The organism is Methylobacterium sp. yr668 (assembly GCF_900116245.1).
Lineage (GTDB): Bacteria > Pseudomonadota > Alphaproteobacteria > Rhizobiales > Beijerinckiaceae > Methylobacterium.
In genome coordinates this window covers 163,685-187,367 of the sequence record NZ_FOZY01000010.1, presented here as the reverse complement: position 1 = coordinate 187,367, position 23,683 = coordinate 163,685, and the positions used below count along the sequence as shown (strand labels likewise).

20 protein-coding genes are annotated in these 23,683 nt (G+C 73.4%); 17 read left to right on the top strand and 3 right to left on the bottom strand.

Annotated features, from left to right (window positions below):
- Positions 1-225 precede the first annotated feature (225 nt).
- The 12 genes from BM419_RS15360 (at position 226) to BM419_RS15305 (ending at position 13,509) form a co-directional block, all read left to right on the top strand.
- Positions 226-2,319 (top strand): caspase family protein, encoded by a 2,094-nt coding sequence (locus BM419_RS15360; protein WP_091926915.1) that lies wholly within the window; start codon positions 226-228, stop codon positions 2,317-2,319.
- A complete protein-coding gene (locus BM419_RS15355) occupies positions 2,316-3,650 on the top strand; it encodes a hypothetical protein (RefSeq protein ID WP_091926914.1) in 1,335 nt (444 codons plus the stop codon). The genes BM419_RS15360 and BM419_RS15355 overlap by 4 nt, the downstream gene beginning before the upstream one ends.
- Before the next feature lie 161 nt (positions 3,651-3,811).
- Entirely contained in the window at positions 3,812-5,203 is a 1,392-nt protein-coding gene (locus BM419_RS15350) for a hypothetical protein (RefSeq protein WP_091926913.1), read from the top strand.
- Positions 5,200-5,712: a hypothetical protein gene (locus tag BM419_RS15345; protein ID WP_091926912.1), complete on the top strand. Its 513-nt coding sequence runs from the start codon at positions 5,200-5,202 to the stop codon at positions 5,710-5,712. Before BM419_RS15350 ends, BM419_RS15345 begins: the two co-directional genes overlap by 4 nt.
- Before the next feature lie 58 nt (positions 5,713-5,770).
- Positions 5,771-6,901: a hypothetical protein gene (locus BM419_RS15340; protein ID WP_091926911.1), complete on the top strand. Its 1,131-nt coding sequence runs from the start codon at positions 5,771-5,773 to the stop codon at positions 6,899-6,901.
- An 80-nt stretch (positions 6,902-6,981) separates the two neighbouring features.
- On the top strand, positions 6,982-7,962 hold the full coding sequence (locus tag BM419_RS15335) for a trypsin-like serine peptidase (protein WP_091926910.1): 981 nt from the start codon (positions 6,982-6,984) through the stop codon (positions 7,960-7,962).
- 107 nt (positions 7,963-8,069) lie between these two features.
- Positions 8,070-8,885: an OmpA family protein gene (locus tag BM419_RS15330; protein WP_091926909.1), complete on the top strand. Its 816-nt coding sequence runs from the start codon at positions 8,070-8,072 to the stop codon at positions 8,883-8,885.
- 44 nt (positions 8,886-8,929) lie between these two features.
- Positions 8,930-9,916: a hypothetical protein gene (locus tag BM419_RS15325; protein WP_244540782.1), complete on the top strand. Its 987-nt coding sequence runs from the start codon at positions 8,930-8,932 to the stop codon at positions 9,914-9,916.
- A gap of 52 nt (positions 9,917-9,968) precedes the next feature.
- Positions 9,969-10,970: a hypothetical protein gene (locus BM419_RS15320; protein WP_091926907.1), complete on the top strand. Its 1,002-nt coding sequence runs from the start codon at positions 9,969-9,971 to the stop codon at positions 10,968-10,970.
- 33 nt (positions 10,971-11,003) lie between these two features.
- Positions 11,004-11,729 carry a hypothetical protein gene (locus tag BM419_RS15315; RefSeq protein WP_091926906.1) on the top strand — a complete coding sequence of 242 codons (726 nt, stop codon included), beginning with the start codon at positions 11,004-11,006 and terminating at the stop codon, positions 11,727-11,729.
- 50 nt (positions 11,730-11,779) lie between these two features.
- Positions 11,780-12,097: a hypothetical protein gene (locus BM419_RS15310; protein WP_091680690.1), complete on the top strand. Its 318-nt coding sequence runs from the start codon at positions 11,780-11,782 to the stop codon at positions 12,095-12,097.
- On the top strand, positions 12,094-13,509 hold the full coding sequence (locus BM419_RS15305) for a hypothetical protein (RefSeq protein ID WP_091926905.1): 1,416 nt from the start codon (positions 12,094-12,096) through the stop codon (positions 13,507-13,509). Before BM419_RS15310 ends, BM419_RS15305 begins: the two co-directional genes overlap by 4 nt.
- On the opposite strand, the gene BM419_RS15300 is transcribed toward BM419_RS15305, so the two are convergent.
- Entirely contained in the window at positions 13,493-13,741 is a 249-nt protein-coding gene (locus BM419_RS15300; RefSeq protein WP_139215705.1) for a hypothetical protein, read from the bottom strand. The two genes, BM419_RS15305 and BM419_RS15300, sit on opposite strands and share 17 nt — an antisense overlap.
- Positions 13,742-14,045: 304 nt before the next feature.
- On the opposite strand from BM419_RS15300, the gene BM419_RS15295 reads away from it, so the two are divergent.
- The 5 genes from BM419_RS15295 (at position 14,046) to BM419_RS15275 (ending at position 19,067) form a co-directional block, all read left to right on the top strand.
- Positions 14,046-14,462 carry a hypothetical protein gene (locus tag BM419_RS15295; RefSeq protein ID WP_091926903.1) on the top strand — a complete coding sequence of 139 codons (417 nt, stop codon included), beginning with the start codon at positions 14,046-14,048 and terminating at the stop codon, positions 14,460-14,462.
- Positions 14,463-14,802: 340 nt separating this feature from the next.
- Positions 14,803-15,027: a ribosome modulation factor gene (locus BM419_RS15290; RefSeq protein WP_020094563.1), complete on the top strand. Its 225-nt coding sequence runs from the start codon at positions 14,803-14,805 to the stop codon at positions 15,025-15,027.
- Positions 15,028-15,191: 164 nt separating this feature from the next.
- Positions 15,192-17,270, top strand: a complete 2,079-nt coding sequence (locus tag BM419_RS15285) for an ATP-binding protein (protein ID WP_091926927.1) — start codon at positions 15,192-15,194, stop codon at positions 17,268-17,270.
- A gap of 10 nt (positions 17,271-17,280) precedes the next feature.
- Positions 17,281-17,949 (top strand): response regulator transcription factor, encoded by a 669-nt coding sequence (locus BM419_RS15280; RefSeq protein WP_091926902.1) that lies wholly within the window; start codon positions 17,281-17,283, stop codon positions 17,947-17,949.
- A gap of 125 nt (positions 17,950-18,074) precedes the next feature.
- Positions 18,075-19,067, top strand: a complete 993-nt coding sequence (locus BM419_RS15275; protein ID WP_091926901.1) for a DUF808 domain-containing protein — start codon at positions 18,075-18,077, stop codon at positions 19,065-19,067.
- On the opposite strand, the gene BM419_RS15270 is transcribed toward BM419_RS15275, so the two are convergent.
- Both BM419_RS15270 and BM419_RS15265 read right to left on the bottom strand, forming a co-directional pair.
- Entirely contained in the window at positions 19,041-22,280 is a 3,240-nt protein-coding gene (locus tag BM419_RS15270; protein ID WP_091926900.1) for an efflux RND transporter permease subunit, read from the bottom strand. The genes BM419_RS15275 and BM419_RS15270 overlap by 27 nt on opposite strands.
- Positions 22,281-22,388: 108 nt before the next feature.
- Complete coding sequence (locus BM419_RS15265) at positions 22,389-23,633, bottom strand: efflux RND transporter periplasmic adaptor subunit (RefSeq protein WP_091926926.1); 1,245 nt, start codon at positions 23,631-23,633, stop codon at positions 22,389-22,391.
- Between the last annotated feature and the right edge of the window lie 50 nt (positions 23,634-23,683).

The following is a 23,683-nucleotide window of genomic DNA, read 5'->3' as shown; positions in this document are numbered from 1 at the left end:
TGATCGTCGCGTATCTCGGCTGGGGCTGAGATGCCCGCTCCCCGCACCGGCACCTGCGCCCCCGATGTCATCCGCATCGTCGCGGAGCCCGCCTCGAGCGGCCGCGCTCACACCGTGAGATTGTTTCCCGATCCTCCAGCGGATAACCCTGTCGCGCGTGCCGACCAGGCGCGCCCCGCTCCGAGGACGATGAAACCGGGCCGCGACCCGGACAGGAGGACGCGCTTGCCGAGAGCCAACCCGGTATCCGCGCTGCGGCGGGCCGCCCACACCGCGCTCATCCTGCTCGGGATGACCTGCCTCGCCCCGCTCGCGCCGGCCAGGGCTGCCCCGGATCCGGCAGCCTTCGCCGACAATGCCGATGCCGTGGCGGTGGTGATCGGGAACCGCAGCTACAAGCAGACCGTGCCTGTCGACTACGCGCACAACGATGCCGAGGCGATCCGCGCTTACCTGATCGAGCGCCTGGGCTACCGCGAGAGCAACGTCTTCCTCCTGAAGGACGCGACCCTCAACGAGTTCTACCAGGTCTTCGGCACCGAGCGGAACCCGCAATCCGGCCGCCTCTGGCGCAGCGTGCGCGAGGGCCGCTCGAACGTCTTCGTGTACTATTCCGGCCACGGCGTCCCGGATCTCGCCACCAAGCAGCCGTTCCTGCTGCCCGAGGACGGTAACCCGAACCAGGGCGAGAGCGGGTACGCGCTGGAGACCCTGTACCGCAACCTCGAGCTCGTGAAGCGCAAGATCGGCGCCGACCACCAGCTCATCGTGATGGTCGATGCCTGCTTCACCGGCGAGACCGGCCGCAAGGGCGAGAGCCTGCTGGCGGTGTCCGCGCCCGGCTTCGCCCCCGCCCGGCCGAAGACGGAGGGCGGCATCGTCCGGCTGGTGGCGACATCGGGCGCGACACCGGCCAACTGGGACGAGGCGAACAAGCTCGGCCTGCTGACCAGCCGGTTCCTGATGGGCGTGTCGGGCCTCGCCGACGCGCGGGACCATCAGGGCGACGGCGACGGGCTCGTGCAGTGGACGGAGCTGAAGCGCTACCTCCACCGCGAGGTGGAGGACGCGGCCCGCCGCGCGTCGGGCCGCGAGCAGGTACCCGAAATCGACGAGGCCCCGATCGTCCTCAAGGCCTCCCTGCCGGTGGCGGCCGTCGCGAAGGGGGTCGAGGCCATCCGGGACGAGGCGGCCTGGCGGCGGGCCGAAGCGCTCGGCACCCGGGAGGGCTTCGAGGCCTATATCGGCGCCTGCGGCGAGACCTGCCTGTACCGGCCTCAGGCCATGGACAGGCTCCTGGCCGGGCGGCGCCGGGACGCGGCGGCGATCGATCAGGAGAACTGGGCCAAGTTCGGGACCCAGCGGCAATATCAGGCCTATCTCGATTCCTGCGGCGAGGTCTGCGCCTATCGCAGCCTCGCCGAGGGCTATCTCGGCGGCAAGAACCCGAGCGCCGATCCGCGCGTCAAGCGCTGCGACGAGCTCGCCGCCGGCACGGACGATCCCGACCGTCCGAGCGGGGTCGCGGGCGTGAAGCTCGGCCGGATCGAGCCCGCCGCGGCGATCGAAGCCTGCCGCGGGGCCGCGGCCGCCTATCCGGACCTGCGCCGGCTCTCCTACCAGCTCGGCCGCGCCTACGACCGGGCCGACCGCTACAAGGAGGCCTTCGCCGCCTATGACCGCGCCGCCAAAGCCGGGAGCATCTCGGCGCTGAACAACCTCGCCGCCCTCTACGAGAACGGCCAGGGCGTGAAGCGCCAGCAGGCCGAGGCGTTCCGCCTCTACCGGCAGGCGGGCGAAGGCGGGAACGTGGTGGCGCTGGCCAACGCCGCCCGGATGCTGGAGTACGGCAACGGCATCCCGAAGGACGAGGCGCAGGCGGTCGCCCTGTATCGCCGCGCCGTGGCCGGGGGCGACGTCGCGTCGATCAGCAAGCTCGTGCCGCACTACGCGACGGGCGCCTACGGCTTCCCGAAGGACCTGCGCCAGGGCTTCGACCTCTTCCGGCAAGCGGCGGACCGGGGCGACCCGGTGGCCATGGCCACGATGGCGACGCTGATCGACAACGGCTTCGGGCGATATTTCCCCGGCGTGCGCTCGGCCGACATGGTCCTGCGCGCGCTGAAGCACGGGGAACTTGGCGCCGCCTCCGTCTCGGCGACCGACACCGCCGCCCAGAAGCTCAAGCCCGAGACGATCCGCTCGGTGCAGCGCGCCATCAAGGACGCGGATTACTACACCGGTGCCCTGGACGGGCGGTTCAATCCGGTCTTCGTCCGCGCCCTCGATCAGTACGCCCGGGCCAACGAGACCGAATGAGGCGCCTCCTCCTCGCCGCGCTGCTGCTCGCCCCGGCGGCGGCGCGCGCCGACCCAGCGACGCAGGCGCTGGCACCGTTCCTCGACGCGGTGGCGGCCTGCGCCGGCCGGCCGGACCTGACGCTCGCGGTCGTCGGCGTCGAGCCCGGCCAGACGGCCCTGTCGCGCGAGCAGTCCGAGGAAGTGCGCCTCGCCGTCGAGACGCGGCTCCAGGCGACCGGCCGGGTCAGGTTGGCGGCGGCGGCCGACGTCGTGCGGATCAAGGCCTTGCGCGAGGGCACGACGGGCCTCTCGGGCGCGGACGCCGAGGCGCAGATCCGGTCCGCCTTCGCGGGGGACGCGGCCGTGTTCCTGGTCGAGCCCCGCCGGGCCGGCGAGACCGCCTCCCTCCGGCTCCAGGCCGTGACGCAGAGCGCCGCCTGCAAGGCGACGAGCGACCCTCTGGTCGTGCCGATCCATATCGGCGCCGGCGTCGCCGACGTCGACGCGGTCATGGACGGTGCAGTGAAGGCGTTCGCGCAGGCCGCACCGAATGCCGGCGCCGTCGAGGTCTGCCCGTTCGTGGCGGAGGGCGGCCATTCCACCTGCGCCGGCGCCCTCACGGACCGCCTCGTCATCGCCCTCGACGCGGAGGCCCGCTCGGCCAACCGGGTGCTCCGCGGCGCGCGCCTCGACGTGCGCCGCCGGCCGCCCGGCACCGCCTGCGCCGGCACCGTCACCGCGCGCGGCCGCTTCCGCACGGACCACGACCGGCAATCCTGGATGGAGGTCGAGTTCCAGCGCGACGGCGCTGTCCTGGCCCCGACGGGACGACGCCGGATCGCGACGGAGGGGCTCGGCTGCGATCCCGTCCCGCGGCCGTTCCTGGATCACCTCGCCGCCACCGCGCGCACGGATGCCGGCCGCCTCTCGGTGGCGGCCGCCGCCACCCCGTTCGCGGCCGGTCAGCGCCTGGAGATGCGCATCGAGTCCCGTGTCGAGCAGAACCTGTACTGCTGGGTGGTCGCGGCCGACGAGACCGCCTTCGTCGCCCTGCCGGTGCGCGACAACCCGGCCTCGCAGCTGGCCCTCAAGCCGGGAGACTCGCGGCGCTATCCGCGGGGCTACGGCCTCGACGAGATCGTCGCGGGGGAGCCCTTCGAGAACCTGTTCGCCTGCTTCGGCGTGCCGGGCGGCCTGCCGCCGGAGCTCGCCGCGCGGTGGCTGGCGGCGGCGCCGGGCGCCGACGGCGAGGCGCGTCTCCTGCAGCCCCCGGACGTGCTGGACCTCCTCGACCGGATCCGGGCCACGCCCGGGGTCACGGAGGCCGCCGCGCGCGTCGTGGTGCGCTGAGCCGGAGCGCGACGGAATCAGAAGCGCGTCTGGACCGCCCAGAGCAGACGGGTGGCGCCCGGATGGCCGCCGGAGGTCGACGGATGGCCGGTCGCGAGGTAACCATAAGGCGAATCGAACGATCACAAGGGGTTGCGTGGCAGCCCGCGACCGGGAGGCGCATGACGGGCGGATACGATGAGCGCTGCGCGGCCGACCTCGCCAACGTCGGCGACGGCCGCGATCTCTCCCGCGCCGACCGTGCCTGGCTCGCCCGCGTGGTCACGGGTGCCGTGCGCCCGAACCGCGACAAGCCCCTCTGGGACCTCGCCCACGCCCTCGCCGCGCTGGCCGAGGCGGCCGGGGCCCGCGACGGGCGCGATCTCATTACCCTCGCCCTGGACCCGGGCCTCGCGCGACCGGCCGCCCTCTCGGCGCGCTTCGGCGGCGGCCCGGCCGTCGACGACCGCGGCCCCGTGCTCGGCACCGCCTGGTCCACCGGCTGGGCCGGGCTCGCCCGGCTCCTCGCGCTGGCCGAGTTCGTGCTCACCGCGGAGGACCTGGCCCAGTTCGCGACCGTCGCGGGCTGGCTCGACGAACTCGCCGCCGCGCCCGACGCGGAAAGCGCGGCGATCCTGGCCAAGCGGCTGGCCCGGCATTTCACCGCCTACCGGAACGCCCATCTGCCGCTGGCGCCGCTGGAGCGGCGCTTCCGGGCGCTCCTGACCTTCCTGGGCGGCCGCCGGTCCGTCGCGGACGACGACATCCTCGATTTCTGGCGCGCCGAGATGGCGACGGGCGAGCGGCCGGGCTTCCGCATCGTCGCGGAGCATTTCGTGACCTTCGAGGCGGCCGGCCGCCTCCTCGAAGGCCTCGCCGCCCTCTCGGCTCCCGCCGCCCTCGACGCCCACGCGGGCTGGGAGGAGCGGCTGGACGCGGCCCTGGGCGATCTCGCGACCGCCGAACCCGCCGCGGCGCTGGCGACCCTGCTGGCGGACTGGCCGGAGGGCCCGAAGATCCTCACCGGCGCCGAGCGCGAGGACCTGGCCGACTTCCTGCGCCTCGAGCCCTATCACCGGACCCGCCCGCTGACGACGCTCCGGGCCGTGAGCTTCGGCCGGGTCCAGTCGGGCATCGCCAACCGCCTGCGCCGCGGCGGCGGCGGCGCCGCCATCGCCGAGCGGGCGACCTGCCTGGAGGCCGAGAGCTACGCCGAACTCCGGACGCGCGCGGGACTGCTCGCGGCCCATCTCGGCCGGATGCTGCGCATCGCGGCGGCCCTCCGGATCGCCGATCGCGACGCGCTGCCCGAGGCGGTGCGGGGCGCGCTGGAGGCCGCCGAGGCTGACCTGCGCCGCGTCCGCCGCGCCGGATTCGACGATCGGGCCGGTCTCTCGGCCGGGTTCGCGGCCGCCGAACCGGCGCTGCTGCGCCTCGCCGAGGCGGCGGCCGAGTTGGAGCGGTCGCTCGACGGACTCGCCCGGCACCGGCCGCTGGACGCGCTGTTCCCGGCGGATCGGGACATCTTCGCGGTCGCGTTCGCAGCGGCCTATGCCGGGGAGGCCGCGGCGTGAGCGACGCGGCACGGCTCCTCGCCGAGATCCACGCGGCCCGCGCCCTCGTGCGCGATGCGGCGACGACCGCCCAGCCGGACCACGCACGGCTCTGGGCCCACGCGACCCGTGCGCCCGACGGCCCGGTCGACCTCGCGACGGTGCGGACGATCCGCGGCGACCCCGCGACGGCCCGGCGCTACCGGACGATGCTCGGCGCCCTGGCGCTCGCCCACGCGCCGCTCGCCGCGGCCGCCTCGGACGGCGCGATTCTCCGGCGCCGGGTCGGCGCCTACGCGCTGGAGATCCTCGAGGCCGCGGACGGCGCGCCGCCGCTCCTCGTCCTGCGCGGCGAGTCGGGGCAGATGCCGCGGGTGATCGAGGCGTGGCTCGGCGACGAGACGGTCCGGCTCGACCTCGGTCCGGCGATCGAGGGCGCGGCGGTGCTCGCCCTCGACCCGGCCGTGCCGGACGCGGCCCTCATGGGCCGGATGCTCCGCGACCCGGCCTGCGCGGTGTTCCTGCTTTGACGAGCCGTCGGACGAGCCGGCAGGCCGGTCTCGGCCCGTCCGGGAGACCGGCCCGCGCATGACGCGTCCGGCCATCCTCGTCGTGGTGCCCACAACCCGCGGACCGCTGGTGCTGCGCGGGCTCAGGCCGCGCCCCGGCCTTCCGGCCCCGGCCGCCTTCGCGGACGGCGATTATCGCCCGCTGCCGTGGTCGGCCGATTACGCCCGGCTCTGCGGGGCCGCCGGCCCGCTCGCCCGGTGGACGGGCCGGATGCCCGAGCCCCACGAGCTGCGGCTGTCGGGCTCCTTCGATGCCGGACGCTCCTGGGAGGTTCCGGTCTGCCTGGCGCACGGCCTCGCCGAGGGCGGCCACCCGCTCGCCGCGGCACCGGAGGAGGCCGACCTCATCCTCTGGGCGACCGGCGCGGTCGATCTCGACCTCGCGGTGCTGCCCGGCGACTACGCGCTCCTCGACAAGATCGAACGCTCCGCCGCGACGATCGCCGGAGCTCCGAACGCCGCGCTGGCGGTCCTCCTGCCGGACGGGCCGGAGCGCGCGCAGGCCGAAGCCGTCTTCCGCGGCATGGGCCGGAACGTGCGGATCCTGCCGTCGCACAGCGTGCCCGGAGCCCTGGCCGCATTGACCGCGCTGCGGCCTCCGGAGAGGGCCGAGACGCCGCCGGCGCGGCGATGGTGGCGTCTCGCGTTGCCGGCCGGCGCCGTCGCGGCAGCCGGACTCGCCGGTGTGCTCGCTCTCGGGGCCACGCGGCCCGATCCCGTCAGCGAGCCGCGCCCCGACGCGCCGGCCGGTCCCGCCACCCCTCCCCCCAGCATCGGAGTCCGGATCGCGTCGCCGATCCACGTCTCCGAGCTGCGCGCCCCGGCGGGCTCCTCCTGCCGCCGCGTCGCCTTCGGAGCCGACCCGCCCGAGCGGCGCCCGGTACCGGCGGAGTCGGGCGATCACCTGGCCGCGAGCCGCCTCACGCCGGACCTGTGCGGGCTCGCCATCGGAGCGGAGCCGGGCCTGCGCGTGCAGGTCGGGCCGGAACTGCGCGACGCCGCCCTCCCGGCCGTCCGGCTGGCGGACGGCGCGCTCGGCTATTTCCTGCGCGAGGGCGCGCGGCAGAACCTCGTCTACACGGTCCAGGCCGTTCCGGAGGCCGGAACCGGCGCGGTTGCCGGCCGCCTGGTCCACACCCTGGCGCGCTGATGAGAATCCGGCGTGTTGCGAATGCTGTCGATCGACCCCGCGAGCGCGGGCCCGATTCGCGGACCGAGAGGAGGGAGAGGATGATCGCGATGCGCCGGAGAGGCCCTCTCCTTCTGGGAACGGCCTGCGCGCTGATCGTGCTCGGCCGCGGCGACGCCGCGCGGGCGCAGAGCGTCGGCTTCGATCCCGCCGATTACGGCCGGGCGCAGCTGCCCCTGCGCCAGACGACCGGCGACGCGGCCGCCTATGTCGACCAGAACAAGGGCGCCTTCGAGCCCGTGAGCGAGCTCGACCCGAAGGACGGCCTCGCGGCCCTCGCGCGACCGATCGGCCGCGTCGACATCGTGCTCCAGAACGGCCGCACCGGGCAGCAGGTCGGTGCCTCCTGCACGGGGACGCTCCTGACCGGCGACTACGTGCTGACCAACCACCATTGCCTGCCGCAATCGGGCGACCTGCGCCCGGTCAAGGCGTCGATCCTGATGGATTACCTGACCCTCGACGGGAAAGGCTCCCGCCGGTTCGAGATCGACCCGAAGCCCGTCGAGTTCGACGCCCGCCTCGACTTCGCCCTCGCCCGCGTGGCGGGCAATCCGACCGCGACCTACGGTGCGGCGCGGCTCTCGGGCGAGCCGGTGACGGCCAACCGCTCGATGCTGGTCATCCACCATCCCCTCGGACGTCCGAAGGTGATGAGCCGCTTCCGCTGCTTCGCCGTGAAGGACCAGGCCGAAGGACCTGACCTGCGCCACCGCTGCGACACGCTCGGCGGCTCGTCCGGGTCGCTGATGTTCGACGCCTCCGTGGCCGGCATCGCGCTCCACAAGGAGGGCGGCCTCGATCCGAAGGATCCGACGAGCTTCAACAGCGCGACCCGCCTCTCGGCGATCCTGGGCCGGAGCCCGACCCTGGCGCGGATCGCGGCGGCTCAGGGGCGCCCGGTCGCCGCCGCGGATCCGGGGACCGGGCCGGTCGGGCCCGGCCCGGCACCCCAACCCAAGCCGGCGACCGACGGACCGCTCGATCCGGCCGGGATGAACGCCATCCTGCGGGGACGCTGAGCGCCGTCGCGAAGATCGCGAGGCCGGGCGACGAAAATCGCTCTGGGCCGCCCATGGACGGGGTGAGAGGGGCCGAAGCAAGGCCCGGGACACTGGAAGGGGAAGCGATGCGGACCCACAATCTGCCGCGCGCCGCGCGGGCGCGCCTCGGCCGCTCCGGACTGTTGCTCGCCGTCGGCCTCGCCCTCGCGCTGGTCGCGCCCGCGCGGGCGAACCCGCTCACCGAGGTGCCGGGTGCCCGGGCAGCGCAGCCGGACGAAGCGCCTCCGCCGCGGGACCCGGCCGCGGAGCGGGCGGAGGCCGAGGAGGCGCGGGCCGCGAACCCGGGTGCGACCGCGATCATCCGGTCGCTCGCGCCGTTCGCCGACGGCAATCCGGGAGCGCCCGCGCGGCCGCTGGCGGTCAGCCCCGACGACGGCGGCCCGGCGGTCCGCGTCGTTCCCGCCCGGTCGATCGATCTCACCGTGTTCTTCGCCTACGACAGCGCGCGCCTGACCCCCGAAGCGCGCATCCAGCTCGAGCCGCTCGGCGAGGCCCTGCGCGCCGAGCCGCTCGCGGGCCACGGATTCCTGATCGCCGGCCACACCGACGCCGCCGGCGGCCGCGCCTACAACCGCCGCCTCTCCCTGGCCCGAGCCCGGGCCGTGAAGGCGCATCTCGTCGAGACCTACGGCATCGCGCCGGAGCGCCTGCGCGTCCACGGCTGGGGACCCGCGCGGCCGAAGGATCCCGACGCACCCCTGTCACGGGTGAACCGCAGGGTGGAGGTCAGCCTGATCGCGCCGGCCCGCAGCGGTGCCCTGCGCTTCGTCCTGCCGGTCGCGGATGGTCCGTGCAGCGACCTGGCCGATCCGCGCCTGCGGACGGATCTCGACCTCGACGATTTCCGCGCGGCGCCGACCCAACGTCCCTGCGCCGAATGACGCCAACTCGCCTCACCGACGGTCCGAAGACGGAGAGACCCGCGATGTCCTGGAGGATCCCGATGCCCCTCGTCCGCACCACCGCGTTCCGCACCACCGCGTTCCGCGCCGCCTGCCTCGCCGTCCTGGCTCTCGGTTCCGCCTACGCGGCACCGGCCCGGGCGCAGACCAAGCCCAACGTCGTCGTGATGGGCGAGGACGCCGACGAGGACGCGGTGCCCCGCGGCAACCGCATCTTCCAGCGGGTGATCCACGAGCTGTCCGAGACCATGAATCTGCGCGGCTACAACGTCTACGACGAGACCGCCGTCGCGATGGGGTTCACCCAGGCCAACCGGGTGCGCCGGCGGGATGCCGAGCTGATCGAGGTCGCCCGCGCGGTCCAGAATCCGCCGCTCGACGTGGTGGCGGTGTTCCAGATCTACGCGTCGGCGTCGAAATCCGCCTACTCGGATATCGTGCGGCCTGAGATCCGTATCCCGGGCCGCCTCCTCAACGTCCGCACCGGTCAGTCGCTCGGCTCGTTCGAGGTGGCCGGGCTCCAGTTGCCGCCCCTGCCCCAGGGGTGCGACCGCGAGTGCCTGCTCGAGCGGGTCGGCGCCGAGGCGAAGACGGTGGCCGCCGACCTCGCGGCCGCCCTCACCGCGAAGCTCGACGGCGTCATCGCGCCCCGCCGCGGTGCCGATGCCGGCGCCGCGCCCCCCGACGCCGCTCCGGTCGGCGGCGCCGTGGCGGCGGTGCCCGGCGGCGAGGGCTGCGGGGGCTTGCCCAGCGCCTACGTCGTCCGCCTGAGCGGCTTCTCGGCCCAGGAGGTCCAGGCGGCCGAGGAGTACATGGCGGCCTTCCGCTGCTACGAGCACCACCGTCCGGTGCGCGCGAGCGGGGCCAGCACCGAGTACTGGTACGAGACCCGCTCGGATTCCGCCCGGCTCGGCCGGAACCTGCGCCTGATGCTGGAGCACATGAGCGCGCCGGGTCAGGTCCAGTTCTCGGGCAACACCTTCGTCATCAGCCGCGTGGCGACGCGGTAGCCGAACCTCGCCTTCCCCGCCTCGTCGTCCCACCGTTCCCTGAAGGTTGACCATGTCGGTTCGCGAGCGCCTGCGCGGCGCCCTCTCCCATCTTGTCCCGCAACGCCCGGCGCGGCGCGTCATCCTGGCCGGACTGGTCTTCGCGCCCCTGGCGATCGCGGCCCGCGAGGCCCGGGCCGACCCGGTCTTTCCGGGCGCCGGCGCCCTCGGCCTGACGCCGCCGCCCGGGATGAGCGTGAGCCGGCGCTTCGCCGGTTTCGAGCATCCGGCCGGCGCGTCGATCATCCTGGTGGAGATGCCGCCGGAGGCCTGGGACCAGATCAATGGCCGGTTCACCCCCGAGGCGCTGGCCGCCACGGGCTTCCGGGTGAAGGGCGGGGCCGAGCCCCTGCCGGTCGCGGGCGGTGAGGGCTTCGTCCTGCGCGGCACCCAGCCGGCCAACGGCCTGACCTACGCGAAATGGGTCGCCGTCGTGCGCGGCGCCCCCGGGACCGGGCTCGTCACCGTGCAGGTGCCCGAGAAGGCGGCCCGGCAGGTGCCCGCCGCTTCCGTCGAGGCCGCCCTCCGCACGGTCGCGTTCCGCGCGAAGGCGAGCCTGACCGATCAGGTCGCGGCGCTGCCCTACACGGTCGGCGACATGGCGGGCTACCGGCCGACCGCGGTCTTCGCGGGCAACAGCCTCCTCCTCACCGAGGGACCCAAGGACGTCGATCCCGAGCGCGAGCAGCCGGTGATCGTCGTCGCGCCCTCGCTCGGTCAGGCGCCGGTCCCGGCGGGCGCGGAGGTCGCGGTCGCCCGCCGGCTGTTCGCGGCGCAGAAGGACTTCGCCGACGTGAACGTCACGGACGAGGCGCGGTCCAGTCGCGGCGAGGCGGTCGTCGTGCGGCTGCGCGGCACCGGGACCGACACCAAGAGCGGCCGTGCCCTCGGCGTGACGCAGACGATGGTCTTCGACGGCCAGCGCTACCTGCGGGTGCTGGGCTTCGCCGATGCCGGTCGCCCCGACGCCCTGGACAGGGCCGACCGTGTCGCCGCCTCGGTAGCGATGCGCTGACCGACCTCTGCACCCACAACGAGAGCCTTCCCGATGCGCCCGCCGCTCCTCGCCCCGCTGCTCCTGGTCTCCGCCCTCGCCCTGCTCGCTGGCCCGGCGCGCGCGGAGGAGAACGAGTGCCGGCGGTCCCCCTCGCTCGCGTCCGGCGCGCCCCCAACCTTCGGGCGCATCAGCGCGCCGGGGCGCACGGCCTTCGTCAAGGACGGGCTCGCCCGCGCCGGCTGCCCGGACCCGAGCGCCGCCTGCCGCGAGCGCGCCTACCTGGTGAGTGCCGATCCCGTCATCCTCGGCGAGCGTCGCGGCGCCTATGTCTGTGCCCACTATCGCGGCGCGGGCGACGATATGGGCCGGACCGGCTGGCTCCCGGGCGAGGCCGTCGCCGTCGAGCCACCCGGTGCCGTCGCGCCTGCGGACTGGCTCGGCACCTGGACCCGTGCGGAGGCGCGCATCCGCATCACCCAGGCCGACAAGCCGGGGCTGCTCACCTTCGGGGGCGACGCCACCTGGGGCGCCGGGGATCCGGAGCGGGCGCGCCGCGGCGGCGTCCATATCGGCGAATTCGCCGGCACGGTCGCCCCGCAGGGCGCCGCGGCGAGCTTCGCCGTCGGCGAGAACGGGGCGCTGCCGGTCGAGGCCGGTGACGCGTCCGATTGCAAGGTCTGGCTGCGGCGGGTCGGCCCCTGGCTGGTCGTCGACGACAACCTCGCCTGCGGAGGCGTCAACGTCACCTTCCGCGGCCTCTATCGCCGCCAGCCATGAGCGGCGCGGCGAGACGCGGCCGCCTCGGCTCCGCGCGGGGCTTGTGACCGATGGCCATCCCCACGATGGCGCGGCCGAGCCCGTCCCGGCGACGCCTGCGCGTGATCCTCATCCTGCTGCTGATCACGTGGCTGCCGGTCGTACCCTTCTCGCTCGGCCTCGCGCTGACGAGCCTGACCGGCTGCACCGTCAACGAGGCGGGGACGCACCCCTGCCCGGTGGCCGGACACGATATCGGCGGCCTGCTCTACACGCTGACGATGACGGGCTGGCTGCTGATCCCGTTCCTGCCCTTCATGGCCCTGACACTGCTGCTCACCGTCGTGCAGGGCCTGCTGATGATCCTTCGAGCGTGGTTGCGGCGATGATGCGGTTCACCTTCCGGCGCGCGGCCGCGCTGCTCGGCCTCGGCGTGGCAGCCGTCCCGCTGTCGAGCCTGGCGATCCCGGTGACGGCGACCCCGGCACGGGCGCAGGCGACCGAGGTGGAGGGACCGGCCCTCCCTTACGCCTCGACGCCCGACCTGCGGGCCGCCACGGTCGCGCGGGCGGTGCGCGACCAGCGCGCCACGAACCCGATCGCCGCGGCCGAGACGGCGCGAGAGCTGGCCCGGCACGATTACGACAGCGTCTTCCGCGGCTTCCTCGACGGGACGCCGCTGCGGCCGGACGATGCGGGCGACGTGCTCACCGCCTTCATCGCCCTGCAATGGATGGTCGCCAACGACGCGACGGTCGAGCCGAGCGCGGCGGCCCTGCGGGCGATCCGGACTAGGTTCGTGGCGCCGATGGCGGAACGGCCGCCCCTGTCCCAGCCGGCCACGCGGGCGGCCTTCGCCGAGCAGGTCAAGCTGCGCGCCGTTCTCCACCATGCCAGTTGGCAGGCGGCCAAGCGGCTCGGCGTGCTGCCGCGTTTCCTGGCGGGCCTGTCCAACGAGTTCATCCCGGTCGCCACGCTGCGGAATCTGGCGCTGACCGAGGACGGGCTGGTGCCGAAGGGCCGGGCCGGACGCGCGGCCCCGAAGCCGCCGCCGGTCGCGGAGAGCCCGCCCGTGCCGGACGCGCAGCCGGCTCCCTCCCCGGCTCCGACCGCCCCGGACGCGGCCGGTCCCCCGCGCCACGCCGCCAATTGGGATCAGGTCGAGGGCGTGTACTTCCGTTCGACCACCGGGTTCGGCGTCGGCGGTCTCATGACGATCGATTTCGAGCCGCTGATCTTCCTGCGCGACGGAACCTACTACGAGATCGCCGGCACCGCGCTCGAAGACGTGGACCTCGCCGCCGAGCGGGCCGCACGACCCAAGCGATTCGGGCGGTGGAGCGCCAAGGGCGCCGGCTTCGTCCTGACGGACGCGCGCGGCCGCGCGAACGACTACGCCCTCGGCGACGGCAGCTTCTTCCGGGCCTTCCCGGCCGCCGCCAATGAGCGGGTGGCGCGGGCCTACCGGCGGCTGTCGGGCGGTGGCAACTCAGCCCTGGGCGGCGACGTCGCGATCGCCGTCGAGAGCCGCTACGACTTCCACGCGGACGGAAGTTACGGTCGCGGCGGCTCGGTCGGCGCGACGAATTCGGGGGCGAGCACCGGCGTCGGCACGGCGATCGCCCGTCGGCGCGCGCCGGAGGGCGGGCGCTACGCCCTCAATCGCCACACGCTCACGCTGACCGCGGCGGATGGCCGGACCCGGCGCCTGTTCTTCGCCTACGGCTCGCAGAAGGATCCCCCCGAGATCGACCGCGAGATGATCTTCGTGGGCGACGACGTCTTCAGCCCGGCGGACTGATCGGGATGCCGAGGGCGGCCCCTCGATCGGCGCGGATCTCAGGACGCGGGGCATCGGCGGATTCCGGCCCGAGCAGACCGCCGCCGAACCGCGCCCAGTCCTCCAGCGAGCGTCCGGGGGCGGCCTGCGGGCCCTGCTTGACCGGTCGCGGCGTCTGCGGCGCGCCGAGGCGCCCGTAGCGCCGGTACCAGGATCGCGCCCTCTGCACCGGCCGTCCCAACGCCTTCCGCATGCCGTCCCCCTGTGCAGCGCGCGCGAATGTCCACGGCCAAGCTAATCCAGGCCGGTCGCCCGGGCATGTCGGGCCGACCCTGACACGATTGCCGATCTCTCCGACTGCGGATCGGCGCCAGGCAACACAGATGAGCCTGCGGGACAGCGACCGGCGGTCTCCCGCCGTCCGCGCGTACCGGGGAATGCGCGGTGGCCCGCGATGGCGGCCGGCATCGCCGTCCCGACAGACCGCGCCGCGCGGTCGGATCCGGCATCGGGTCCGATCCGTGCGGACGTCCTTCACAGTCTCTGGAGCTCAGCCCATGAAACGTCTCGCGATCGCCCTCACGGCGCTGTCGAGCCTCGTCCTGTTCGCCCCGTCGAGCGAGGCGCGACCCCACGGCCGCGGCTTCCATCATGGGCCCCACCATCTGGGCCACGGCGTCTGGAGGGGGCGGCGCCACGGCCTCCACCGGTACCGCCATCACCGTCTCCACCGGCACTACCGGCGGCACCGGGGCTACCGCGGATATCGCGGCGTCGACTTCCGCCCCGCCGGCTACGGCTTCCGGCCCCACGCGTATCGCTCGGGTGGCTGGGGCGGCTATCGCGGGGTCGGCTTCGCGACCGGCGCAGGTCTTGGCCTCGCGGCCGCTGCACGGCCCGGTCTCTACGGCGCGGCCTACGGGCGGCCCTACGGGTACGGCTACGCGCCGGTCGGCTACGGCTGCGCCTACTAGGCGGCGCATCCGGACCGGGAGGCCGGGCCGTCACGGCCTCCCGGTCGGCGTCCCACGCCACGCCCACGTCGGCGGGGCACTCGTGATCCTCGCGTCCGACGACACGAGCATCTTGTGTCTCTCCGCGCATCATTCGGACGGATCGGGGCGATCTTCGAAAGACCCGGTGCCGCTTTCGTGCAATGGTCAATCGATCATCGCACGGACGGCCTGTCGGGATATTCCCGACAGGCGTCGGTGTGAGCGGTATCCCGGCTCGAAACAGCTTGCTTGGCCGTTCGAACTCGGCGCTTCTGACCCGGCGGGACAGGCTCCCGAGCGGCCGGAGAGATCAGCGCCCATGCTCATGGACATCGTCAAACAGGGCGCCCGCGCGCGCGCCGTCGGTCGGCCCCGCGACGCCTGCCCCTATCCCGGCGAGTCGCGCGAGCGCCGGGCCTGGTACGAGGGCTACGACGGCTCCTCGTGGGCGGTCGCGACGCGGATGCCGCACCCCGCCCGGATGCTGCCCGGATCGGCCCTTTCCGACGCCGGTGCCGCGTCCGACCCCGCCTCCCCGGCCTGACGGCGGTCCGACTTTCCCGTAGGAGAGCTGTGAGCTTAAGGGCCGATGCGGGGATACGGGAGGCGGGCGACGGTGCGCGCGGGACGGCGAGACAGGGGCGTCGGGCCGTCCGAGCGATGGGCGCCGGGTCCGGACCGGCGCGCAGCGTGTCCGCGCACGGCCGCATGAATGCTCGCGCCCGCGACACCGCGATCCGGAGGCCCGAGCTTCAGCTGAGCCGCGGCAGCCGCCGCACCTTCGTCGCCCTCGCCCTCGCGGCCGCGATCCCGGTCCTGCTGCTCAGCGGCTGGGTCGCGACGCTGATGGCGCAGCAGCAGCGCGACCTCGCCCGGAGCGCCGCCGTCGCCAGCGCGACCCGGGTGGCCGAGCGCGTCGCCTCGGACATCGCCGCCCAGATCGCCGTCCTCGAGGCCGAGGCCGCCTCCGCGACCCTCGACAGGCCCGACCTCGCGGCCTTCTACGCCGAGGCCGTGCGCCTCCGGCAGGCGCACCCGCTCTGGGAGACGGTGGAGCTCGCGCGACCGGACGGCGCCCAGATCGTCAACCTGCTCCGGTCCCTCGAGGAGGAACTCGGACCGACCTCGGACCGGACGAGCTTCGACGCGGTGGTGCGCACGCGGCAGCCGGTGATCGGCGGCATCGGCCCGGCCGGCTCGATCTCGGGCAAACGCCTCGTCGCTCTGCGCGTGCCGGTCATCCGGGACGGCACGCTGCGCTACGTCCTCTCGATCCGGCTCGCGACGAACGCGGTGAGCTCGATCCTGCGCGACGCCGGCGCCCCCGAGGGCTGGGTCGGCACCATCGTGGACGCGGAGGGCAACACGATCGCCCGGACCCGGGCCGAGGTGGAGGAGCTCGGCCACCCGGCGAACCCGGCGCTCCAGGCGGCGATCCGGAACGCCCCGAACGGCTTCTACACCGGACCGACGCTGGAAGGCGCCGATGTCGAGGTGGTCTACCGGACCCTGCAGCATACCGGCGGCTGGTCGGTGCATTTCGGGATGCCGGTCGCGACGCTCAACGCGCCGGTCTCGCGGTCCTACGCCGTCCTGGGTGGCGGCAGCTTCGTCAGCATCGGGCTCGCCCTGGCGCTGGTCGGTCTCGTCGGCCGCGACATGGCGCAGCGCCGGGCGGGCGAGCAGGCCCGGTTCTCCCTCGCGCTCCGCTCCAGCGAGGAACAGGGCGCCGTCGCCGCCGAGGCGGCGGAACTCGGCACGCTGCGCTGGGACACCGTCGCGCACCGGGTCACCGGCTCGCCCCGCGCGGCCGATCTCCTCGGTTGGACGGCCGCCGCCGAAGGGCGCGACAGCGCAGTGGACGCCGACACGGTCCTGCAGGCGGTCGATCCCGAGGATCGCGGGCGCCTGAGCGAGGCCCTGCGTCGGAGCCTCGCCGAGGGCACGCCGCTCGACGTCGAGTTCCGCGTGACCCAGGACGGTCGGGATCCGCGCTGGGTCCGGGTCGCCGGCCGCGTGCCGCAGCTCCACGAGCATACCCCGGCCGGGCTGATCTACGGCGTGGTGTCGGACATCGAGCCGCGCAAGCGCGCGGAGGCCGAGCGCTTCGCGCTGCTGCGCCGCCTCGGCGAGGCCCAGGAGAACGAGCAGCGCCGGATCGCCCGCGAACTCCACGACCAGGTCGGCCAGACGGTGACCGGTCTGTCGCTGGGCCTCAAGAGCATGGAGCGGCTCCTGGCACGCGGGGCCACGGCGGAGGCCGGCCGGCAGGTGGAGTGGCTGCAATCGCTCGCCGGGGAGATCGGCCGCGACATCCACCGGGCCGCCGTCGACCTCCGGCCCACCGCCCTCGACGATCTCGGGCTGCGCGAGGCCCTGGCCACCCTGCTGCGCGACTGGAGCCAGCGGCACGGGATCCGCGCCGACCTGGAATTCCTGAGCGAGGCGACCCGGCTGCCGGCCGCGATCGAGACGGCCGTCTACCGGATCGTGCAGGAGGCCCTGACCAACGTTCTCAAGCACGCCCGGGCCGCGAGCGTCAGCGTCTCGGTGGAGAAGCGCGCGGGCGAGATGCGGGTCGTCATCGAGGACGACGGCACCGGCTTCAACGCCGACGAGCAGCGTGAGCGCGCCGGCGGCGAGGCGCCGGCCAAGCTGCGGCTCGGCCTGTCGGGCATCCGCGAGCGGCTGTCGCTCCTGAGCGGTTCTCTCACGCTGGAATCCTCCCCGGGCATCGGTACGACGCTGTTCGTCACCATCCCGATTCCGGAACATCCCGAGACCTGAGGAGAAGCGCATGACGGACCGCATCCGCGTCGCCCTGGCCGACGACCATCCCATCGTCCTCGCGGGGATCCGGACGCTCCTGAACGCCGACCCGGAGATCGAGCTGGTCGGCGAGGCCACCAGCGGCAGCGAGGCGCTGCCGATGATCCACGCCGCCGACCCGGACGTCGCCGTCGTCGACGTTTCGATGCCGGGCCTCAACGGCCTGGAGCTGACCGAGCGCGTCGCCGGGTCGTGCCCGCGGACGCGGGTGCTGGTGCTGACGGTTCACGAGGACGCGGCCTACGTTCAGCCGCTGCTCAAGGCGGGCGCCCGGGGCTACCTCCTCAAGCGCTCGGCCGCGGAGGACCTGCTCCGCGCGGTCCGCGCCGTCGCGGCGGGCGGGATCTACCTCGACCCCTCGGTGGCGAGCCACGCCATGGCGCATCCCGGGGCCCCGACGCAGGGCGCGGAGTCCGAGCCGTCGGCCGAAGCGCTGAGCCCGCGCGAGACCGACGTGCTCCGGCTGATCGCGCAGGGCTTCAGCAACAAGGAGATCGCGCGGCGCTTCGATCTCAGCGTGAAGTCCATCGAGACCTACAAGGCGCGGGCCGCCGAGAAGCTGGGCCTGCGCACGCGCGCGGAGATCATCCGCTACGCCGCCGCGCACGGATGGCTCGACGCCCTGGCGCTGCGCTAGGCGCGAGCGAGCGGGGGCAGCCAGTCCCGGGCGACGGCCGGATCCGCCGATTTTTCGCCGGTCAGGGATCAAATCCTGCCGCGGATCGTCTGTCTGGCGGACCGGTCAGGGACGAGGGGGGACGGGTGAGCGTCGGATTGATCGCCCTGTTGGACGATGTCGCCTTCATGGTGAGGGCCGCGGCGGCCTCGCTCGACGACGTGGCCGGCCAGGCGGCGCGCGCCGGCACCAAGGCCGCCGGCGTCGTCATCGACGACGCGGCCGTGACGCCGCGCTACGTCGTCGGCTTCGCCGCGGAGCGCGAATTGCCGATCGTCGGCAGGATCGCCCTCGGATCGCTGCGCAACAAGATCCTTTTCCTGCTGCCGGGTGCCCTGGCGCTGAGCGCCTTCGCCCCCTGGGCGATCACGCCGCTCCTCATGCTGGGCGGCGCGTACCTGTGCTTCGAGGGCGCCGAGAAGGTCTACGAAGCCGTGTTCGCCCATCACGGCCACGGCGACGAGGCGGACCAAGAGGGTGGAGCCGGCGGCGATCAGGCCCGGGAAGACCGGCGCGTGGCGAGCGCCATCAAGACGGACTTCATCCTGTCGGCCGAGATCATGGCCATCACGCTGGCGGCGCTGCCGGAGGGCAGCTTCTGGATGCGGGCGGCGGTGCTGGCCATCGTCGCGGTCGGCATCACCGCGGGCGTCTACGGCGTGGTCGCGCTGATCGTGAAGGCCGACGATGCCGGTCTGGCCCTCGCCCGCAGCACCGCGGGCCCACCGCTCGGAAGCCTGATCCGCGGGCTCGGCCACGGCGTCGTGAAGGGCATGCCGATCCTGCTCAAGATCCTGGCCGTCATCGGGACGGCGGCGATGATCTGGGTCGGCGGCGGGATCCTCATGCACGGTCTGGAGACCTACGGGTTCTCGGCACCGGCGCACGCCGCCCACGCGATGGCGGAGGCCGCGGCGGCGCGCGTGCCGTTCGCCGCGGGCCTCGTCGAGTGGCTCGTCACCGCGACCGTGTCGGGCCTCATCGGGCTGGTCGTCGGCGGGGCGCTGATCCCGCTGACGAACGTCGTGCTGGCGCCGGCGTGGCGCGCCCTGTCAGGCCTGTGGCAGCGGCGCGGCTGACGGGATCCCGTGATCGGCCGGCGCGGAGCCCGGCACAGCTGCTGGCGCCGGGACCGGCGCGGCGGCGCCGTGATGCTTCAGCGGCCTGTTGCCGCTCAGGCGACGCAGCAGCACGTAGAAGACCGGGGTCAGGAACAGGCCGAAGGCGGTCACGCCGATCATGCCCGAGAACACCGCGACGCCCATCGCGCGGCGCATCTCCGATCCGGCGCCGGTGGCTGTCACCAGCGGCAGCACGCCCATGATGAACGCCATCGACGTCATCAGGATCGGCCGCAGCCGGAGGCGGCTCGCCTCGATCGCCGCCTGGAGCGGGGTCCGTCCGGCGAATTCGAGCTCACGGGCGAATTCGACGATCAGGATGGCGTTCTTGGCCGAGAGCCCGACGAGCACGATCAGGCCGATCTGCGTGAAGACGTTGTTGTCGCCGGCCGACAGCCACACGCCGAACATGGCGGCGAGCAGCCCCATCGGCACGATCAGCAGGATCGCCAGCGGCAGGGCGAGGCTCTCGTACTGCGCGGCGAGCACGAGGAAGACCAGGAGCAGCGCGAGGGGAAAGACCCAGATCCCGGAATTGCCCGCGATGAATTCCTGGTACGTGAGGTCCGTCCACTCGAAGGCGAAGCCCCGCGGCAGCGTCTCCGCCGCGATCCGCGTGGCCGCCGCCTGGGCCTGCCCCGACGAGTAGCCGGGCGCCGCGCCGGCGTTGATGTCGGCCGACAGGAAGCCGTTGTAGCGCATGGCCCGCTCCGGTCCGGCGGTCTGGCGGACGCGCAGCAGAGCGGAGAGTGGGACCATCTCGCCGGAACCGGCCCGGACCTTCAGCAGACCGACATCGTCCGATCGCGCCCGGAACGGGGCGTCGGCCTGGACGCGCACCGAGTAGGTGCGGCCGAACTTGTTGAAGTCGTTGACGTAGAGCGAGCCGAGATAGATCTGCAGCGTGTCGAAGACGTCCGTCACCGGGATGTTGAGCTGACGGGCCTTCGTCCGGTCGATGTCCGCGAAGAGCTGCGGTACGTTCATCTGGAAGCTCGAGAACAGCCCGACGAGTTCCGGCGCCTGGGCGGCCTTCGCCATGAACGCCTTCGTGGCGTCGTTCAGCGCCTCGTAGCCGAGGCCGGCGCGATCCTCGATCTGCAGCTTGAAGCCGCCGATCGTCCCCAGTCCGTTCACCGGCGGCGGCGGGAACATCGCGATGAAGGCCTCGGGGATCGCGGCGTACTTCTTGTTCAGTGACTGCGCGATCGCCGCCCCGTTGAGGGACGGGTCCCTCCGCTCGTCGAACGGCTTGAGCGTCGAGAACACGATCCCCGAGTTGGAGCTGTTGGTGAAGCCGTTGATCGAGAGGCCCGGGAAGGCGACGGCGCTCTCGACGCCGGGCTCCTTGAGGGCGATCTCGCTCATGCGGCGGATGACCTCCTCCGTCCGGTCGAGGGTCGCGCCGTCGGGCAGCTGCGCGAAGCCCACTAGATACTGCTTGTCCTGGCCCGGCACGAAGCCGCCCGGGATCTGGCGGAACAGGCCGACGGTCAGCCCTACGAGCAGGACGTAGAGGGTCATCATCGCGGCCTTGCGCGACACCGCGAAGCCGACGCCGCGGCCGTAGCCGTTCGAGGCTCGCCCGAAGGCGCGGTTGAAGCGGCGGAAGAACCAGCCGAGCAGCCGGTCGAGGATGCGGGTGAGGCGATCCTTCGGCGCGTGGTGATCCTTCAGCAGCAGCGCCGAGAGGGCCGGCGAGAGGGTCAGCGAGTTGATCGCCGAGATCACCGTCGAGATCGCGATGGTGAGAGCGAACTGCTTGTAGAACTGGCCCGTCAGGCCGCTGATGAAGGCCAGGGGCACGAAGACCGCGACCAGCACGAGGGCGATGGCGATGATCGGGCCCGAGACCTCGCGCATGGCCTGGTAGCTGGCGTCCCGCGGGGACAGGCCGCTCTCGATGTTGCGCTCGACGTTCTCGACGACCACGATCGCGTCGTCGACGACGATGCCGATGGCCAGCACGAGGCCGAACAGGCTCAGCGCGTTGATCGAGAATCCGAAGACGTGCATCACCGCGAAAGTGCCGACGATGGAGACCGGCACGGCGAGCAGCGGGATGATCGAGGCCCGCCACGTCTGCAGGAACAGGATCACCACGAGCACGACGAGGGCGATCGCCTCCAGCAGCGTGTGGATCACGGCCTCGATGGAGGCGCGCACGAACTGCGTCGGGTCGTAGACGATCTGGTAGTCGACGCCCTCCGGCATGGTCCGCTTGATCTCCGCCATGGTGCGGCGGACCTCGTCGGAGATCTGGATCGCGTTCGAGCCCGGCGACTGCGAGATCGGGATCGCCACCGCCGACTTGTTGTCGAGGAGCGAGCGCAGGGCGTAGTCGGAGGCGCCGAGCTCGATGCGCGCCACGTCGCGCAGGCGCGTGATCGCGCCGTCGGCGCCGGTCTTGACCACGATGTCGCCGAACTGCTCCTCGCTGCTCAGGCGCCCCTCGGCGTTGAGCGAGAGCTGCAGGTCGAGGCCCGGAACGGCCGGCGACGCGCCGATCACGCCGGCCGCGGCCTCGACGTTCTGGGCCTGGATCTCCCGCACGACGTCGCCCGCGGACAGGCCGTGCTCGGCCACCTTCTGCGGGTCGAGCCAGATCCGCATCGCGTAGTCGCCGGAGCCGAAGAGCTGGACCTGGCCGACGCCGTCGAGCCGCGCCAGGCGGTCCTTGATGTTCAGCACCGCGTAGTTGCGCAGGTAGGTCATGTCGTAGCGCCCGTTGGGCGAGACGAGATGCACGACCATGGTGAGGTCGGGGGAGCTCTTCACCGTGACGATGCCGAGCTGGCGCACCACCGCCGGCAGCCGCGGCTCGGCCTGCGAGACCCGATTCTGGACGAGCTGCTGCGCCTTGTCGGGGTCGGTGCCCAGCCGGAAGGTGACGGTCAGCGTCATGATGCCGTCCGTCGTGGCCTGGCTCGACATGTAGAGCATGCCCTCGACGCCATTGATCTGCTCCTCGATCGGCGTCGCCACGGTCTCGACGATGACCTTGGGGTTGGCGCCCGGGAAGGTCGCGCGGACGACGACGGAGGGGGGCACCACGTCCGGGTACTCGGAGATCGGCATCGCGAAGAGCGACAGCAGACCGCCGATGAAGATGAGCATCGAGAGCACGCCCGCGAAGATCGGGCGGTCGATGAAGAACTTGGAGAGATTCATGCCGCCCTCCGAGGGCGTGAGGCAGGGGCGTCCGGGCGGCCGCGTGCGGCCGCCGTCTCGAAGGCGTCGGGGTTCTGGATCGGGCGGACGGGCGCGGCGCGCCGGCCGTCAGCGCTGCGCCAGCTTGCGCGGCCCGGAGGCGGCGTCCTGCGGGCGCGCGCCCATCGCGACCGGTTCGGGGCGCAGGAGGGTCCCGGGACGGACGCGCTGCAGGCCGTTGACCACGATGCGCTCGCCGCCCGACAGGCCGGAAGTCACGACGCGCAGACCGTCGACCGCCCGGCCGAGGGTGACGGCGCGGAACTCGGCCCGGTTGTCCGACCCCACGAGGAGCACGAACTTCTTGTCCTGATCGGTGCCGACGGCCCGCTCGTCGACGAGGACGAGACGTTCCGGCGCGGCCTGGCCGAGGCGCATCCGGGCGAACTGGCCCGGGATCAGGCGGCCGTCGCCGTTGGAGAAGGTCGCGCGCACCCGGACCGTGCCGCTGCGCGCGTCGACCTTGTTGTCGATGAACTGGAGATGCCCAGCCGCGCGGGCGCCGTCGGCGGTCGCCATCTCCACGGGGATGCGGTCGAGCTTGCCGCGCCGGCCGCCCGGCTCGGCGACCGAGGCCAGCGCCTTCAGGACCACGCCCTCGTCGGCATCGAAGCTGGCGTAGACCGGATCGACCGAGACGAGCGTGGTCAGCACGGCGGCCCCGGCGCCCGTGGCCACGAGGTTGCCCGGCGTGATCTCGCGGCGGCCGACGCGGCCGCCGACGGCCGCTCGGACCTGCGTGTAGCCGAGGTTCAGGCGCGCCGCTTCCAGGGCCGCCTTCGCCGCGTCGAGGCTCGCCTTGGCCTCCTTGAACGCGTTGGCGCGGACGTCGAGGTCGCGTGCCGTGACGATGCGCTGGTCCGACAGCTTCTGCCCGCGCTCGAGGTCGCTCGCCGTCATGCCGACCCGCGCCTCGGCGCCCGCGACCTGGGCTTCCAGCCGCTGGACCTCGGCCGCGTAGGGCGCGGGATCGATGGTCACCAGCAGGTCGCCGGCCTTGACCACCTCGCCTTCCGCGAAATGCGTGGCCAGGATCGCGCCGCCCACCCGGGCACGGACGTCGATGCGGTCGACGGCCTCCAGACGACCTGAGAACTCGTCCCAGAGGATGACGTCGCGCGGCTCGACGGTCGCGACCGAGGCCGGCATCGCCACCTCGGTCGGCGGCGTCGCGGCGACGGCCACGGTTCCCCGGACCAGGGCGCCGGGTATGAAGGTGTAGGAGACGCCTGCGAGAAGGGCGACCGCGAGGCTTCCGGCCGCGAGGCGCCGGGCACGGAGAGGATTGCGCGAGGGATGACGCTGAGGTTCCACGAGCGACTCCAACATCTGTATAGGTCGCTACACATGTCGGCATGGACGCG